At 68.4% G+C, this 15,644-nt stretch carries 17 protein-coding genes; 12 read left to right on the forward strand and 5 right to left on the reverse strand.

The features are described from left to right. Positions 1-10 precede the first annotated feature (10 nt). From ACZJYS_RS03405 to ACZJYS_RS03415, 3 genes are read left to right on the forward strand one after another with little or no spacing between them, the layout of a single operon-like run. Positions 11-1,087 carry a flagellin N-terminal helical domain-containing protein gene (locus tag ACZJYS_RS03405; RefSeq protein ID WP_493175803.1) on the forward strand — a complete coding sequence of 359 codons (1,077 nt, stop codon included), beginning with the start codon at positions 11-13 and terminating at the stop codon, positions 1,085-1,087. Positions 1,088-1,121: 34 nt separating this feature from the next. After that, positions 1,122-1,466 (forward strand): polysaccharide deacetylase, encoded by a 345-nt coding sequence (locus ACZJYS_RS03410; protein WP_493175804.1) that lies wholly within the window; start codon positions 1,122-1,124, stop codon positions 1,464-1,466. A gap of 12 nt (positions 1,467-1,478) precedes the next feature. Beyond that, positions 1,479-2,591 (forward strand): flagellar basal body P-ring protein FlgI, encoded by a 1,113-nt coding sequence (locus ACZJYS_RS03415; RefSeq protein WP_493175805.1) that lies wholly within the window; start codon positions 1,479-1,481, stop codon positions 2,589-2,591. A gap of 48 nt (positions 2,592-2,639) precedes the next feature. Here ACZJYS_RS03415 and ACZJYS_RS03420 read toward each other — a convergent pair whose 3' ends face one another. Together ACZJYS_RS03420 and ACZJYS_RS03425 are read right to left on the reverse strand one after the other, a co-directional pair. Then, positions 2,640-2,978 (reverse strand): hypothetical protein, encoded by a 339-nt coding sequence (locus tag ACZJYS_RS03420; protein WP_379640561.1) that lies wholly within the window; start codon positions 2,976-2,978, stop codon positions 2,640-2,642. Positions 2,979-3,100: 122 nt separating this feature from the next. Beyond that, entirely contained in the window at positions 3,101-3,403 is a 303-nt protein-coding gene (locus tag ACZJYS_RS03425) for a hypothetical protein (RefSeq protein WP_493175807.1), read from the reverse strand. Positions 3,404-3,699: 296 nt separating this feature from the next. Between ACZJYS_RS03425 and ACZJYS_RS03430 the strand changes: the two genes are divergently transcribed. Beyond that, positions 3,700-4,365 (forward strand): hypothetical protein, encoded by a 666-nt coding sequence (locus ACZJYS_RS03430; RefSeq protein ID WP_493175809.1) that lies wholly within the window; start codon positions 3,700-3,702, stop codon positions 4,363-4,365. 20 nt (positions 4,366-4,385) lie between these two features. On the opposite strand, the gene ACZJYS_RS03435 is transcribed toward ACZJYS_RS03430, so the two are convergent. Continuing rightward, a complete protein-coding gene (locus tag ACZJYS_RS03435) occupies positions 4,386-5,219 on the reverse strand; it encodes a S1 family peptidase (RefSeq protein ID WP_493175811.1) in 834 nt (277 codons plus the stop codon). Positions 5,220-5,298: 79 nt separating this feature from the next. Here ACZJYS_RS03435 and ACZJYS_RS03440 point away from each other — a divergent pair, with 79 nt between their 5' ends. After that, entirely contained in the window at positions 5,299-5,703 is a 405-nt protein-coding gene (locus ACZJYS_RS03440) for a hypothetical protein (protein ID WP_493175813.1), read from the forward strand. Between the two features lie 20 nt (positions 5,704-5,723). On the opposite strand, the gene ACZJYS_RS03445 is transcribed toward ACZJYS_RS03440, so the two are convergent. Further along, positions 5,724-7,466: a hypothetical protein gene (locus ACZJYS_RS03445; protein WP_379640557.1), complete on the reverse strand. Its 1,743-nt coding sequence runs from the start codon at positions 7,464-7,466 to the stop codon at positions 5,724-5,726. Positions 7,467-7,861: 395 nt separating this feature from the next. Here ACZJYS_RS03445 and ACZJYS_RS03450 point away from each other — a divergent pair, with 395 nt between their 5' ends. The 3 genes from ACZJYS_RS03450 to ACZJYS_RS03460 all read left to right on the forward strand — a co-directional run bounded on the left by ACZJYS_RS03450 (position 7,862) and on the right by ACZJYS_RS03460 (position 10,352). Next, positions 7,862-8,170 (forward strand): methionyl-tRNA synthetase, encoded by a 309-nt coding sequence (locus ACZJYS_RS03450; protein WP_379650828.1) that lies wholly within the window; start codon positions 7,862-7,864, stop codon positions 8,168-8,170. Between the two features lie 330 nt (positions 8,171-8,500). Further along, the gene (locus ACZJYS_RS03455; protein ID WP_379650830.1) at positions 8,501-9,415 is read left to right on the forward strand and encodes a hypothetical protein; all 915 of its coding nucleotides are present in this window, start codon (positions 8,501-8,503) and stop codon (positions 9,413-9,415) included. A gap of 130 nt (positions 9,416-9,545) precedes the next feature. Further along, positions 9,546-10,352: a bactofilin family protein gene (locus ACZJYS_RS03460; RefSeq protein WP_493175816.1), complete on the forward strand. Its 807-nt coding sequence runs from the start codon at positions 9,546-9,548 to the stop codon at positions 10,350-10,352. 45 nt (positions 10,353-10,397) lie between these two features. On the opposite strand, the gene ACZJYS_RS03465 is transcribed toward ACZJYS_RS03460, so the two are convergent. Then, positions 10,398-10,841 carry a hypothetical protein gene (locus ACZJYS_RS03465; protein WP_493175818.1) on the reverse strand — a complete coding sequence of 148 codons (444 nt, stop codon included), beginning with the start codon at positions 10,839-10,841 and terminating at the stop codon, positions 10,398-10,400. A 183-nt stretch (positions 10,842-11,024) separates the two neighbouring features. Between ACZJYS_RS03465 and ACZJYS_RS03470 the strand changes: the two genes are divergently transcribed. The 4 genes from ACZJYS_RS03470 to ACZJYS_RS03485 all read left to right on the forward strand — a co-directional run bounded on the left by ACZJYS_RS03470 (position 11,025) and on the right by ACZJYS_RS03485 (position 15,585). Further along, positions 11,025-11,303 carry a rod-binding protein gene (locus ACZJYS_RS03470; protein WP_379650834.1) on the forward strand — a complete coding sequence of 93 codons (279 nt, stop codon included), beginning with the start codon at positions 11,025-11,027 and terminating at the stop codon, positions 11,301-11,303. Then, entirely contained in the window at positions 11,300-11,671 is a 372-nt protein-coding gene (locus ACZJYS_RS03475) for a hypothetical protein (RefSeq protein WP_493175820.1), read from the forward strand. The genes ACZJYS_RS03470 and ACZJYS_RS03475 overlap by 4 nt, the downstream gene beginning before the upstream one ends. Before the next feature lie 5 nt (positions 11,672-11,676). Beyond that, on the forward strand, positions 11,677-13,806 hold the full coding sequence (locus tag ACZJYS_RS03480) for a tetratricopeptide repeat protein (RefSeq protein WP_493175822.1): 2,130 nt from the start codon (positions 11,677-11,679) through the stop codon (positions 13,804-13,806). Positions 13,807-13,890: 84 nt separating this feature from the next. Continuing rightward, complete coding sequence (locus ACZJYS_RS03485) at positions 13,891-15,585, forward strand: flagellin N-terminal helical domain-containing protein (protein ID WP_493175871.1); 1,695 nt, start codon at positions 13,891-13,893, stop codon at positions 15,583-15,585. The last annotated feature ends 59 nt before the right edge of the window (positions 15,586-15,644 follow it).

Here is a 15,644-nt window from a genome sequence, read left to right on the forward strand (position 1 = left end):
AGACGCCATCATGTATGACCGTGTCGCGCCTGCCGGCATCTCCGTCGGGCGCCAGGCCAGCCTCCGCAACCTGCAGGCCGAGCTGGCGAAGCTGACGGCCGAGATGTCCTCCGGCCGCAAGGCCGACCCCGCACGGGAGCTCGGGGTGGGCGCCTCGCTGCTCTACAAGCTGTATGACGACATCCAGCAGGGAGAGTCGATCCAGAACGCCACCAGCCTCGCGGGCGAGCGGCTGAAGGCCGCGCAGGCCGCGCTCACCTCGGTGGGCGACCTGATGGACCAGATGAGCCCCGAGATCCTCAAGGTCGATGCGCTGAAGGGCAATGGCTACACCATCATCGCCAGCAATGCGCGCGAGATGCTGGGCAGCATGACTGATTTGCTGAATACCCATTGGGATGGGCAGAACCTGTTCGGCGGCACGGACAGCGCCCAGCCGCCCCTGGCGGAAGCCTCCGACCTGCTGGACTGGGCGGAGGCCAGGAAGGACCTAGCCGTTGCATCCGGGCCGCTGAGCGCAGCGGGTGCCGCCAGCCTGATCACGACCTTCGACACCATGTTCGCCAATGTGCAGCGGGCGGCGGATGGAAGCTCCTTCTACGGGCTGGTCTACCAGTCCACCAGCCGCACGGATTTGGGCGGCAGCACCGACCCGGAATCCGACGAGCCGTCCCGCATCCGCATCGGTGCGGGCGAAACCCTCACCTACAATGTGCGGGCGGACAATCCGGCCTTCCGGGATGCGTTCAAGGCCCTCTCGCTGCTCTCGCTGCTGGACGCACCTTCCTCCGAAATGACGGAGGAGGCCAGGACGGCGCTGCTGGACGAGGCGGGCGACCTGATGCGTGGCGCGCGTACGCAGCTGACCGTGCTCTCCGGCGTGCTGGGCAGCAAGCAGGAGCGGCTCAGCAACGTCGCCGAGATCCAGGAGCGCGCAATCGCCGCGGCGACCGCGCAGATCAACGATCTGGAAGGCGTGGACTATTACACCGTCTCTGACCGGATCGGCACGCTGCAGATCCAGCTGCAGGCGACCTACTCGATCACCGCCAAGCTCGCGGAGCTGAGCTTCGTGAACTATCTCTGAGACGCCTGTCGCGTCCTCTGACGGAGAACCGGACATGCAGCCTTCTGGCCTTTCCCTGGCCATCCCCTTCGTTCCGCTGGCGCTGGAGGAGGAGGATGTCGCCACCTATGCCGGCATCGCCGAGGGCCTTGGCTGCTCGGTGGAACGCTGCGCCGAGGGCTTCATGCTGGCCACGCCCACGGGGCGGGAGGCGGCGGTCCGGCTGTGGCAGGCCATCATGATGCTGCGCACGGTCCAGGACGGCCGCGCCGGGCAACATGCCCTCTACCGGCTGAAGGCGGAGGAGGCGCTGGGCAACCTGCGCGCCCTGCTCGGCCTCGACCCCGCTGGCCTGCCGCTGGAGGCGCTGGTCGCCGCCGGCCTGCGCTACCCGAACTGAAGGAACGGGCCCATGTCGCCGCTATGGCGCCTCGCGCTTCTGCTGCTGCCGTTGGGGCTGGCCCTGGCGGCGCCGGCGCAGGCGCAGGTGCGGCTGAAGGATGTCGTCACTATCGAAGGGGTACGTGGCAACCAGCTGCTGGGCTACGGGCTGGTCATCGGGCTGCAGGGCACGGGCGACCAGCTGCGCAACACCCCCTTCACCCAGCAGAGCCTCGCGGCGATGCTGGAGCGCATGGGCATCAACGTGGCCGATGCCCGGGTGCAGACCCGCAATGCCGCCGCGGTCATCGTCACCGCCACCCTGCCGCCCTTCGCGCGGCAGGGCACGCCGATCGACGTGCAGGTCTCCTCGCTTGGCGACTCCAAGAGTCTCAATGGCGGCACGCTGGTCGTCACCCCGCTGATGGGTGCGGATGGCGAGGTCTATGCCGTGGCGCAGGGCCCGGTGGTGGTGGGCGGCTTCCAGGCCGCCGGGCAGGCGCAGAGCATCAGTAGCGGCGTCACCACCCAGGGGCGTGTGCCTGGCGGCGGGCTGGTGGAGCGGGAGGTGCCGGTGGAATTGCGCAACCTCGAAAGCGTCCGCTTGGCGCTGCGCGCGCCGGACTTCACCACCGCCGTGCGCATCGAGGAGGCGCTGAACAGCCGCTTCGGCGCCGGGAGTGCCGCGGCGCTCGACCTCGGCACGGTGGAACTGCGCGTACCGCCCGGCTACCGGGACCGGCTGCCACTGCTCGTCGCGCAGATGGAGGCACTGCAGATCCGGCCCGAGACGCCGGCCCGTGTGGTGGTGGACGAGCGCACCGGCACCATCGTGGTGGGCGCGCAGGTGCGGATCGACCCGGTGGCCATCACCCATGGCAATTTGGTCATCCGCGTGACGGAAAGCCCTGTCGTCAGCCAGCCCGGCCCCTTCTCCAATGGGGAGACGGTGGTGGTGCCACGCACGCAGGTGGAGGTGGACGACCAGCGGGGCCGCCGGCTGGCTACCCTGCCCCGTGCCACGACCCTCAAGGATCTGGTGGATGGCCTGAACGCGCTGGGGCTGGCGCCGAGGGATCTGATCTCCGTCCTGATGGCCCTCAAGGCCAGCGGCGCCCTGCACGCCGAGTTGCAGTTCATCTGAAGCCTGCCCGCGTCAAGGCGGGGAGCAGCGCCTTGACGCAGGCCGCGCCTAGCAATGGCCTGCAGGACTTTTCCAGGCGGGGTGGGCCAGCTCTCCCAGATGCGCATCAAGACCGGCCGCGCGCAGGGCAGCCACGCTGGCCCAGCCGCCCGGCCGGTCGATGGCCACGGCATGCAACGCCAGCCCGGCATGGCTCTCATCCTCCGGCCAGCCGCCTTCCCAGACCTCGACATGCCAGCGCGCCAGCGCCTCGGACGGAAAGGTGGCCACGGCGTCGCGGCCGGCCGCGTTCAGCTTCGACCAATATGAGAGGTGCGGCGTGCGCCCGACATAGAGGCCCAGCACTTCGTGCACCACCACGAAGCCCCTGCCGAAACCCGTATCCATGTTTGCCCATGTCCTTGCCCGCGCCGGCACCGCGCTTCCTGCGGCAGATCAGGGCGCCCTGGTGGCATTAGAAGCACAGGCGGGGGGTTGTGAAACAGTGGCAGTGTCTCAAATTTTAGATATCAGTCGCTCCGTCCGCCGAAGCCATTCCGGCTCCAGCCATCGCTGAACAGGCTGCCGGAAGCCGCCAGCGTCGATGCCTGGACAGGCTGAGCGCCTTGCGGCACGGCCGATGCCGCGGCGGCGGACAAAGTCTCGCGGGTCCGCCCGGCAGGGGCTGTCTCCTGCCTCTCCGCCAGATGCGCGGCCTCCCGCTCAGGCATGCCGAGAGGGTCGAAGGCGCGGACATCGAAGGTCCCGACATGCAGCCCACTTGTATCGAGCGCCGGCACCTGGCGCGGCTGCGCCATGGCGGGTGCCGTCATGGCCAGTGTCGCTGCCAGAAAAATCGCCTGCCCTGCGGCCCTCATATCGATCCAACTCCTGTGCTGCGCATCTCGGATGCCGGCCCTTGTCGTGCATTCCGGCTCTGGAACGCGCCGCTCGTCATCTCGTTGAGAAAGTTCACGACGGCTTGTCGCTTTTGGCTCTTCCGGAGAAAGGCTCAGCAGTTTGTTAACCGCGGTGCCGCAATATGCCGCCAACGACAATCGGTGAGAGCGGACCAGACGAACTGCACCCTGCCTTAGCAGGCGGCTTCCTCTGGAAAATGGAGGTTCCCATGGCATTCGGACTGACCCTTTTGCTGAATGCCGCGAACCAGGCTCTAGACCAGCTCTGGCTGCACCGGATCAGCCGCGATGTCGGGCTGCTGCTCGCCGATTATCCCGATCCGGGATTGGACTCGCCGCTCGAGGGCCCGGCATCGCCCGAGATCCGGCAATTGCGTGAGCATCTGCTGCGGATCGGCGCGCAGATGCGGGCCATCGGCCTCTCCGGCGTCGCTCGCGCCATCCTGGAGGCGCCCCTGCCGGAAGGCCGCCGCCTGGTGCTGCTCGCCCTGGCGGGAAGCGCTCCCTGGCAGGCCGTGCCGGATGGCAGCGGGGAAAACTGGCGCCCGGCCGGCGATGGGGTCACCTACCGGCTGGCCTGCCGCGCTGGCGGGAATGCGGCGCATGCCCCCCATGCCATGCGGGAGCGGGAGCAGATCCTGTGGCTGCTGCCGGCCGCCGGCACGGTGGTTCAGCCCGAACCGCTGTGCCGCCGGCAGGGCGGCACCGGTTGCCTCTCGCTCGACGTGGCGCTGTGGGAGGTGCTGATGGCGCTGGAAGCGGAGGGCGAGGCCGCCCTGGTCAGCGCCATCCATGCGTTGCAACCCGGCGGTGCCCTGGCCGCCCCGGCCGCGCTGGCCCGGCCGGCCCGCAAGCAGGCTTCCGCCGCCGCCTGAGCCGGCCGGGTCAGGCCGCCTCAGCAGGAGATGCGCCGTACGGCCTGCGCGGCCCGCGCCCGGACGGCCGCCCAATCCGGTGCCGCCATGCCGGCCGGCGTGCGCAGCAGCGGCGCCACGCCCGCCCGCGCCAGCAGGTCCCGCAGGTCCGAGAGCGGCACGGCGGCGGTGGAGCCGCGGCCCCCCGCATAGACCACCCCCACCACATTGCCGGCGGCATCCACCACGGGCCCACCCGAGCTGCCGCCGCCCGTCGCCACGTCGATCTCCAGCCGCCAGCGCAGCCGGTCCGCCCGGCCGGTGCCGAAGTACCGCACCCCATCCTCCCAGCGCGCCTCGACCTCCTGGCCCTGCCGGTCGGTCATGACGAAGCTGACGGCGCGGCCGCCCTCGGGGTCGTGCACCGTGAGGGCGGCGCGGCGGATGCGGCCCGGCGTCGCCTCCAATTGCCCCGGCCGCAGCGTGAGGGCGGGGTAGCCCAGCGCCATCACCGGCATGTCGCGCGGCAGGCGCTGCGCCGTCGAGAGCGGCAGGAAAGCCTCGTTGGAGGGCGGCCCCGAGAGCAGGCTGAGATCGGTGGTGCTTTCCTCCGCCAGCACCCGCCAGGGGCCGGCCAACCCGGCCACGCGCACCGGCCGGCCCTCGGCACGGCAGCGCAGCACCACATGGGCGTTGGTGACCAGCAGCCCCGGCCCCACCAGGAAGGCAGAGCCTGTCACGGCTTCGCCCGAGGGCTCGGGGGTCGGAAAGGCGGGGCTCGCGGCGCTGCCATTGCCCGCCAGCCCGGAGGCCATCGCCACCCCCAGCGCCGCCAGGATTCCCAGCGCCACCGGCTTCCAGCTTTTCATCGCCATCTCGACCGTATGCGAAAAACGGGTATACACTAGAGGACTGCGACATGCGGGCCAAGGGGTTGCGGAAATGCGCGGTGCGATGAATGGAATTCCCCTGCTGCTGCGCCTGGCGCGGCAGGAGGCGGATGCCCGGCGCGTCGCCCTGGCGGAAGCCGAGCGGGCGCGGGAGGCGGTGGCCCGGCAACGCGCGGCGCTCGACGTGCAGCGCGCGGCCGAGGACAGGCTGGCGCAGGGCGACCCCCTGGCGATGGCGAGCTGGGCCGCCTGGAACAGCGCCGCCCGCCGGCAGGAAGCGCGGCTGGACCGCAGTATGGCGGAGCGGCTGGCGGCCGAGGAAGCCATCCGCGATGCGCTGCGCGCGGATTTCGCCACCATCAAGCGGCTGGAGATCACGCTGGAGCAGAAGCAGCGGGCCGCCCTTCGCATGGCAGCCCGCAAGGCGGAGCAGCGGCTGGAGGACACCGAGTTGCAGCGGCGCCGCTGAAAGGAGGTGCCGGCGGCGCCTCAGCCCTGGCCGTTCAGCCGCTCCAGGTCGGGCTTCTCGCGGAAGCGCGCCCAGCTGCTCAGGATCTCGCGCAGCTGCTCCTCCTGGCTGGTGCGCTCCCGCCGCAGCACCTGCATGCGCTTGCGCAACTCCAGGATCAGGTGGCCGCGCGGCAGGTCTGCGCCCGTCTCGAAGCGCTCGAGGAAGACGCGCCCCAACTCCGGGTCATCGCGCTCGATGCAGTAGGCGGCATAGGCCAGCACCGAGCCGCGGCCGAACTCGATCATCTTGCGGCCAAAAGTGCGCATCTCCAGCAGGCGCGGATGCTGCTCGACGATGCGCATCACCTCGGCGGGCGTGGGCTTGGCGTTGCGCGTGCCGGCCGGCTTCAGCTCGCGCTTCCACAGCAGCACGGCGGCGGCGGCAATCAGCGGCTTGTCGCCGAAGCTGTCAAAGGCGGCGCCGAGCTGCGGGCCCTTCTTGGCGTGGATGTCGTAGGTGGCGTAGGCCTCCTCCGGCAGGCCGCGCATCACCGGCACCTCGATCGCCTCGCCCGCTTGCAGCACGGCGGAGAGCCGGTGCTGGCCGTTCAGCAGCCGGCCGCTGCGGCTGAAGCAGATGGGCTGCGCGTTCATCATCCAGTTGCCTGCGCGGATGTCGCGGGCAATGGCATCGACATGCGCCGCGACGATCTTGCGGTTGCGCGTGTTGTGGGCGAGGTACTCCTCCGCCATCTGCGGCGAGATGGTCTCGATCGCCAGCGGATAGACGTTCTCCTCCTGCGACAGGCGCTCGACCGCGGCGCGCAGGCTGCGCGCCGTCTCCTCCGTGTCGTTGCCATGGCCGGGGTCGTTCAGCCCCTCATAGCCATCGAGGCGCGGGAAGTCCTCGCCCTTGGTCGGGTTGGCGGTGCGGTCGATCCAGGTGTAGCTGCGCGCGTGCTGGCCGCTGAAGGTGGCGTTCAGCGCCTTGATGCAGAGGGCGTAGAGCATCACCGGCTTCAGGCGGGTGGCCGGGTCGCCGCGCGTCATGTCGATCAGGTCGCGGATGCGCGCGCCGGGCTCCATCGGCGAGTACTTCTCGGGCCAGGCGATCGCGTCGAGGAAGCGCCGGGTCGCCGCCTTGTCGACACGGAAGCCCATGAACAGCAGCGGCGTGCGCACCGCCTCGGAGAGGATGGTGGCCTCGCTCTCCAGCGACATCTTCACCGCCTGCTCGAGATCGGGGTTGCCGCGCAGCACGCGGTCCATGCGCGACCAGGAGGCGGTACCGGCGCCGCGCAGCATCTTGTTGTCATCGTAGCGGATCAGCTTGACGAGGGCCGATTGCAGGGCGTGGGCGTGCGGCACGCCGCGCGCTTCCAGCACGCCGGCGAAGGAGCGGCGGCGCTGCTGGTCGATGGTGTGCAGCACATCGTCCGGGATATTCTGCGCCAGAACGGTCAGGAAGGGTACGCCCGCCTTGATGCAGGCGCGCAGCCGCTGCACCCCGTCCAGCAGCACCCCTGTGCGGGAGAGGATGATGGGCATGCCGTTGAGGATCCAGCGCCCCTCGCGCATGGCTTCGGCATAGGCATGGATGGCGGCGGGGTTCTCGCTCGCGCTGGGCCGCCGACGGTGCAGCAACTCCGTGGCGCCTTCCGGCGTGATGAGCTCAATGGAGAAGGCTGCGTTGTCGGGGCTCTGGCCCTGGACCTGCACGATCCGCCCGCCCTGCGCCGCTGCCTTCGCCAGCTTTCGCGCTGTTCCGCCTGCCCGTGCCATCCTGCCTCTTCTCCCTCGCCTCGCCTCATCCACCGGAGTCGGCTTGCCGCTTGGCTCCGTATCCGCTGCCGCGTTTAGACTTTTTTCGCTATTTAATCCATACGCAAAAATATGCGGGCCACCCTTTCCCGTCTCATCACTTCGCATGATGATGCTGCCTTTGCCGACGGTTTCCGGTAGGGTTCCTGAAGCTATTATACAGAAACGACTTACCATTTTCTCGAATGTCGAAATGGTGGCAGTCATTGGGGCATGCTAGAAATGCTGCGCATGCCCTGTCCTGCCATGGCTTGGCGTCGGCAGATCGGGTCCGCGAAAACGGAGGGAAGTATATCGCGAAGCGATATTCCCCTCTGGATGATCTTATGTCTTCCCAGGAAGGAGAATCCCTCCCGATGACCGGATCCGCCCCCTTCTTCGTCAACCATACCATCCGGCTCAGTCGCTCCGAGGTGCTGGAAGCCCTGCGCGGCGCGGCGCTGGCCCGTGCTCGCGAGACCCTGCGGCTGGTGGAACCCGCGCCCCGAGGCGTGGAAATGGAAACCCGCCTGCTCTCCGGTGCCATGGTCGAGATCGATGGCGCCGCCGTGGTGATCGAGGCACGTCTGCCAGAGGACCTGGTGGCGCTGCTGCGCACGGCCGGCGCTGCCACGCCGCTGCCCAGCAAGCTGGAGGGCCTGGCCGAGACGCTGGTGCCGGCCTGAGGGCCGGCAGAACTTTCCGCCGCAGCATGGCCCGAGCCTGACCCGAACAAGCCCGGTCCATATGGGTTGAGCCTGGGCAGCAGAGGATGATGCCAGCCAGGGCCATTCGGAGAGGGCCGTCCTGGGCGCCCCGCCTTTGTCGGGGCGTCCGGGCGGCAGGCCCGGCGATGTCGTGCGAGAGCGTCCACAGCTTTGCGAAATACTACGAACGACAGAGCCACGCCACGCTCTGTGTGGCTCCGTCGTGTTTTCTTGCGCCGCCACGATTACGCCCCTTGCCTTGGCGGCGGTGTCCGAAGTTCTCTGATCACGGAATCGGGAGTTGGGGCTATGGTGACGCGCGTTCGTCCTGGGCAGAACGGAACCTGGCAGGTGACGGTCGGCCAGGGCAGCGCTGCCTTCCGGCGTGACGCCCTGGCCGACCGCGCGGCTGCCGAAGATTGGGCAGCGCAGGCTACCCAGGCGGCGCGGCTGTCCATGGTCCGCATCGGCAGCAAACGCTTCCTGGGCACTGCCGCGGAAGCCCTCCGACGTTGGGCGATTGACCAGGGCACCCTGCCCCGCAGTGAGGGCGGCACCCAGATCGCGCCCCTGCTGCGCCTGGGCCCCTTACTGGAAGACCCGGCCTGCACTTGGCCGTTGAGCGTCCTGAACGTGGCGGAACTGGCGGCGCTGCGCGCGCGCCGGTTGGCGGCATTGGGCGAGACTGCGCCCATGCTGGCCGAGCAGGCTGCGCTGTCCGCGGCGCTGGAGGCCTTCCGGGAATTCTACCTGCCGGCGCTGGATGATCCCTTCGCCGAAGTGGGGCCGGATGGTCTCTGCATTCTGGACGAAGCCAGCTGCGCCCAGGCCGTCGCCTGGGCCTCGCAGATGGACGAGACTCTGGGACTGGTGGTGGGGCTGATGCTGACCACCGCCGCGCCGGCCGCCGAGCTGCTCGCCTGCTGCCAGGCGCAGGCCGACCATCTGAGCGGCCGGCTGCGGCTGCCCAATGGCATGGTACTGACACCCCCGCGCGGCCTGATGCCACCGCCCTGCGGCACGGCGGAGGCTCCCCTGCTGCCAGGGCTGCAAGGCCTGGAGAATCTGGCCGATGCGGTCCGGGAGATCGGCCGGCGGCTGGACCGTCCTGGCTTGGCCCTCGATGCGTTACGACTGACCGCCCTCGCCAGTGCGCTCTGCCAAGGTCAGCACCTGGACGAGGTGCTCAGCCTGGCCGGGGCGCGGCCGCCGGTGCTGAGCTGAAGAATTCGCTGGGCTGGGGGATTCATCGCCATCCGTTGCGAAAAACATTTGAAGCAGTGATGCGAAAATCGTAGAAGCGGTCAGCATGGTACGGCGAGGCCGTGCCGGGCCTCCTAGAACGGGACTGGACATGAGCTTCTTCGGCAAGCCCAGCGGCGGAGAGCCGCGCATCACCTATGAGCGGATCGACCTTTCCTCGGCCGGTACCCCCCTGTCCGAAGGCAGTATCGCATCCGGCAGTGCCCGCGGCGTGCCGGAGCGCCTGGAGCCGAAGATGGACCGATCCAAACCAACCCCCCCCATCGGCTCGCCCGCCGGCGTGATGCTGGTAGCCGCCGATAGCGAGGTGGAGGGTCGCCTGCGGAGCCGCGGCGTCGTCCGCGTCGAAGGCGTGCTGCGCGGCAACCTGCATGCGCCGGTGCTGCTGATCGAAGCGGGCGGTCTGATGGAGGGCAGCGTCACGGCCGAGCGGGTACGCGTCTGCGGCGCTCTGCGTGGCACGGTGACGGCGCGGGAGATCGAGATCGTCCGCACCGCCATGATCGACGCTGAGTTGAGCTACGAGGAAATCAGCATCGAGCGCGGCGCCCGGGTCAGCGGTGTGCACAAGCAGCGCGACCCCGAGCCTGCGCCGCCGGCTCCTGCTTCTGTGGCGGCCCAGCCGCCATCTCAGCAGCCCCTCCAGCAGGCAGAGGCATCGCCTGAGACCGCCCCGCCCAAGGCCGGCGGCACGGTGGTCCTCGCCACGGCCGCCGCCAGCACGGCGGCGTTGGTCGCCGAGGCGGAGGCTGCGCTGCATTCCCTGGCGCAGGCCACCCAGGCCGCGGCCGAGGCGGTCGCGGACCTGGCGGATGAGGGCGTGACCGATCTGGTGGAGCTGGAGGCCGAACTCCGCGCCACGCCACAGACCATGCTGGTTGGCAAGCCTGCTCCCTGAGGCGATGGCCGCCGCGCCCTTGTGGCGCCGGCGGCCATCCTGCCTTCAGCGATACAGCGGGGTTAGGCCTGGATAGGGAATTTCGGTCAGCCCTTTCTCGCGCAGCACGCGGTTGGCCGCGCGCGTCACTTCCTTCGGTCCCGCCTGGAAACCATCCAGCACGTAATAGCCGTTGCGCAGCGGCCGCACCCGGTTGCCCAGCAGGCAGCAGGCATACTGCATCGGGGTCATCTCATCCTCCACCTCCTGGAAGGCAGAGATGAAAGGCGAGATCTCCCGCCCCTTCTGAGCGCGGCTCAGCACCCTTTTGGCGCGACGCTGCGCATACCAGGGTTCAATGCCGAAGGCGCGCGCCAGGCTTCCCACTTCCTCGCCGGCCAGCAGGCGCCGGTCGAATTCCCCACGTAACTCCACCGCCAAGGCGCGCCGGCGGATCTGATGGCGCCGCTTCGGCTCATCCGGCAGGAGCCGGTCTTCCTCCTCGCCCACGGCGACGGTTCCTCTCTGCCGCGTCTCGCGCGGTTCGGGTTAGCTCCTTCTGGAGATCAAGGAGCCGTCCCTTCTAGAGGCAGGATGTGAGCCCTTTTTATGCGAAAATTTCCTGATGGGCTACTAACGTGGCGACGACGGTGTCCGTCAGGACCATCCGTGGAGCAGGAGGCTCGTTCGCACATGGATCTTGTTGCCCGGCCGCCCCTTGGTGGCCCGGATGCGGTGCCGCTGCGCCGCCTCGCCCAGAACCTGGAAGGCAGCTTCGCCGCGGAGCTGCTGCGCGCCGCACGGCCCACTGCGAAGGAGGGACTGGCCGGACGCGGCACCGGAGCCCAGGCCTTCGACAGCTTCATGGATGAGGCCCTGGGCCAGGCGCTGGTTCGCCAGGGCGGGCTGGGCCTGGGCGACGCCATCATGCGGGAGATCGGCCGTCGCTCGGCGCCGAAGGCGGGCCAGTGAGCCCGCTTCTGCGCGCTGCCCAGCGGTTGCGGGGCGTGCTGGAGCGGGAGGCGGCCGCGGCGCGGCATGTGGCGCTGCCGGAACTGCACGACCTGATCGAGGAGAAGCGCCTTGCCTTGTCCGAACTCGCCGCGGCCGGTGTGCCAGAGACGGCGGAAGAGCGGGCGGCGCTGTCGGCGATGATGCATGCGGCGGAGGAAAACGCGCTGGTGCTCGGCTCCGTGGTGGGCGCGCTGGAAACCATCCAGCAGAGGCTGCGCCACGATCTCTCGGAGTCCGCCAACCCGGCCGTCTATGCCCCGGCCGATGGCTCGCGTCGCAAGCCCCTGCGCCACACCCTGGCCGCCAGCATCGATCGGACGGCCTGAGGCGTATGGGCCGCTCCATTCCTGGCTTGGCCGGGGGCGTGCAGATTGAGGCGCGTCGCCGGCTGCATGAGGCTGTGCGCCTGCACCAGGCCGGTGCACTGGCGCAGGCCGAGCCGCTTTATCGAGCCTTGCTGCGGCAGGATCCCGACCATGCGGATGCGCAGAATCTGCTCGGCCTGCTGCTGCACCAGCAGGGCAGGCGGGAGCAGGCAATTATTGCGCTGCAACGCGCAGCGAAGCTGCGACCCAGGGTGGCGGAGTATCAGCGCAACCTGGGCATGGTGCTGCGTGCCGCGGGACGGTTGGATGAGGCAGTGGCCTCCTGCCGCCTGGCGGCAACCCTGCAGCCGGGCGGCGCCGAGAATCACTTCAGCCTGGGCAACACCCTTGTCGAGGCCGGGGAGCATGCCGCCGCCGCCGAGGCTTTTCGCGCCACCTTGGCGTTACAGCCCAGCTTCCTGCCAGCCCGTCTCAACCTGGCGCACAGTCTCCTGCTGCTGAAGCAGCCGGCCGAGGCCGAGGCGCTGCTGCGGGCCGCGCTGCTGGAGGCGCCGGGAAACGGAATCGCGCTCTACAATCTGGCGCTGGCGCTCCAGGCGCAGCAGCGCTGGCCGGAGGCCGATCAGGCTTTCCAGGCCGCCGCGCAGGCGGGGCAGGACAGTGCCGCGCTGTTCCTCAACCGGGGCCTGGTGCTGCAGGAGATGGAGCGCTGGGAGGAGGCGCTGCCGGCCTTTCGGGAGGCGCTGTCACGCCAGCCGGAATCGGCCGAGGCCTGGTTCGGCCTGGGTCTCTGCCTGCAATCGGCCGGCAGCGACACGGGGCAGCTCGCAATGGCCGGGCAAGCCTTTGGGCAAGCCATTGCGCTGCGCCCTGATTATTGCGACGCCTTCTATAACCTCGCCCATGTCCGGAAACGGCTGGGCGACCTGGAAGGCAGCCATGAAGCTCTCGGTCATGCTTTGGCGCTGCGGCCGGACGATCCGCATGCCTTGACCAACCTTGCCCATGTGCTGGCCGCGCAAGGCTGGCCGGAACAGGCGCTGCCATTGGCGCAGCGCGCCCATGTGCTGGCGCCGGAGGATCCACTGCCGCGCGCCAATTATGGCCGTCTGTTGCTTCTGGCCGGGCGCTACGCGGAAGGCTGGGAGGCTTGCCGCGTGCGGGCGCACGGGCAGGATGCGATCTCGCGCGATTTCGGACTGCCGGAATGGAATGGCGAGGCTCTGCCGGCGCCTGGGCGAATTCTGATCTGGCGGGAGCAGGGCATCGGCGACGAGGTGATGTTCTGTTCGATTCTGCCCGATCTGCTGGCAGCAGGGCACCGCGCGACAGTGCTCTGCGATCCGCGGCTTGAACCCGCCTTGGCGCGCGCCTTCCCGCAGTTGGCGTTCCTGCGTGATGAGAAGCCGGGCCCTGAAATCCACGCGCAGATCGCGATGGGAGATCTGCCGCGTTTCTTCCGCCGGTCGGAGAGCGCATTCGGTACACAGCGAGCCTTCCTGACGGCCGACCCGGCGCTGCGCCAGGACCTGCGCGACCGCTACAGCAATGGATGCCGGCTGATCGGCCTGTCTTGGCGGACGAACAATGCCGTTTCAGGCCGCCGCCGCTCCATGACGCTGGAGCGCCTCGCACCGCTCTTCGCGCTGCCCGGCACGCGTTGGATCAGCCTGCAGTACGGCGATCCTGCCAGCCTGCGCGCCGAAGCGGAGCCCTGGCCGCTGCTGGTGGATGAGCAGATCGATGCCAGAGGCAGCATCGAGCAGGCATTGGCGCAAACCGCGGCCATGGATCATGTCGTCACCATCGACAATTCAACGGTGCATCTTGCCGGCGCCCTGGGCGTCCCCTGCGACCTCCTGCTGCCCTTGGTGCCGGACTGGCGTTGGCAGACGAAGCGACGCGATACGCCCTGGTATCCGACGGTACGACTTTGGCGTTGTGGCCATGTTCACAGCTGGAGAGATGTCGTCAATGATCTGCATAGATATTTGTTCGCTTCTTTAGGTTTCGAAAATCGAAACTTTGCTGTGCCGGACATTGAAAGTGGCACAGATCAGTCTTGTAGTGGCATTTCCTGCGATGCTAAAAACCATCATCGCTGCCCGCCTGAACAGGCCGCAGTGCCGCGATAGCCGCGTCAGAAGGCGCTCCACCAGAAACGGAACCCTTGAAGGGCGCAATTCATGGTCAGCTCCATCCTCACCAATAACGGCGCGATGACGGCGCTGCAGTCGCTGAAGGCGACGCAGAAGAGCCTGCTGGAGACGCAAAACCGGATCTCCACGGGTCTCAAGGTTGCGAGTGCGAAGGACAATGCGGCGACCTGGGCGGTGGCCACCGCCATGCGGTCCGATATCGCCAACTACAAGCAGGTCAGCGAGAACCTGTCCGTCTCCTCCTCGATCCTGAGCACCGCCGAGACGGCGGCGACCACGATCGCCGACCTGGTCAAGCAGGTCCGCACCAAGGTCAGTTCCGCGCAGAACCCGGCGGTGGACAAGGCCCAGGTGCAGGCCGACATCGACGCGCTGCTGGCGCAGATCACCACCACCGCGCAGGCCGCTTCCTTCAAGGGCGTGAACCTGGTCGATTCCAGCGGCAGCCAGCGCGTGCTGACCTCGGTGAACGCCGTCAACGGCATCTCCACCGCGGCCTACACGACCATCACCAACCAGAACCTCAAGGTCGAGTCTGGTTCGATGCTCGAGAGCCTGAAGGACCTGACGGTGCTCTCGCGCGCCGACCAGACCTTCCTCAACCAGAACGATGGCACCACCAAGGTCACGTTGACCGTTGGCGCCACGATGGACCTGAACTCGGGCAACGAGATCGTCTTCCAGTACGTCGATTCCACCAGCACCCAGCGCAGCCTGACGGTGAAGCTGAACAGGGACATCAACGATGTCGCCACGCTGGTCGAGTACCTGAAGGCCGATGCCGGCTTCAGCGCGCTGTTCCAGGCGGATCAGATCGTCTCGGGTGGCACCGCCAGTTCCACCACCTTCACGATCAGCGCCAAGAACCGTGATTCGGTTCATAGTTTCGGCAATATCAACGCTACCACCAAGGTCGTCGATTACACCGATTTTGTCGAAGTGCAGGCGGGCACGGGCGCGCTGGGTACCGGCTTCGGTGCGACAACGGCCCGCACGCTGGACGGCGGCATCCGCCGCCTGGACGTGACCTTCGCCGACAAGCCGCTCCTGGTGGGCGATACCTTCTCTGTGAAGGTGGGCAGCAGCCTCGACAGCGACGACGAATCCGCCATGTACACCTACAAGCTGAAGGTGGTGGAGGGCTCCTTCGAAACAGGCGACCTGCTGCAGGGCGACAGCGAGTTCAGCACCGATGACCGGGTCTATGTCATCGCCATCGCCGCCTCGGATGTCACCAACAGCAACATCACGGGCGAGGAGATCGCCACCGAGATCCAGACCGCGCTGACCACGGGCGCCACGAACCTGGCGGCCGCCAACTTCGGCATGGCGACCGCCGGTACGGTTGACTTCGCGACTACTGCCGCGGCCGGCCAGACTTTCGACGTGGATGTCGATGCCACGTCCGGCCAGCTGACCATCTCGACGGCCGATGGCACGACCGATCAGCTTTACTCCTTCACGTCCTCCAAGACCGATTACCAGACCCTGCTCGAGAAGCTCGACACCGCGACGACCAACGTGTCGAACGCGGCGGCGACCTTCGGCACGGCCGGCAACCGGATCGACATGCAGAAGGACTTCCTCGACAAGCTGGTCGACACCCTGACCACCGGCCTCGGCGCCCTGGTCGATGCCGACATGTCGGAGGAGGCGGCCCGCCTGCAGGCGCTCCAGGTGCAGGAGCAGCTCGGCACCCAGGCGCTCTCGATTGCCAACCAGGCGCCGCAGAGCATCCTGTCGCTCTTCCGCTGAGCCAGAAGGGGGCGCGGCACAGGCCGCGCCCCACCAGCCTTCCAAGGCGTCCGGCGGAA

The organism is Roseomonas sp. TS2 (assembly GCF_058833935.1).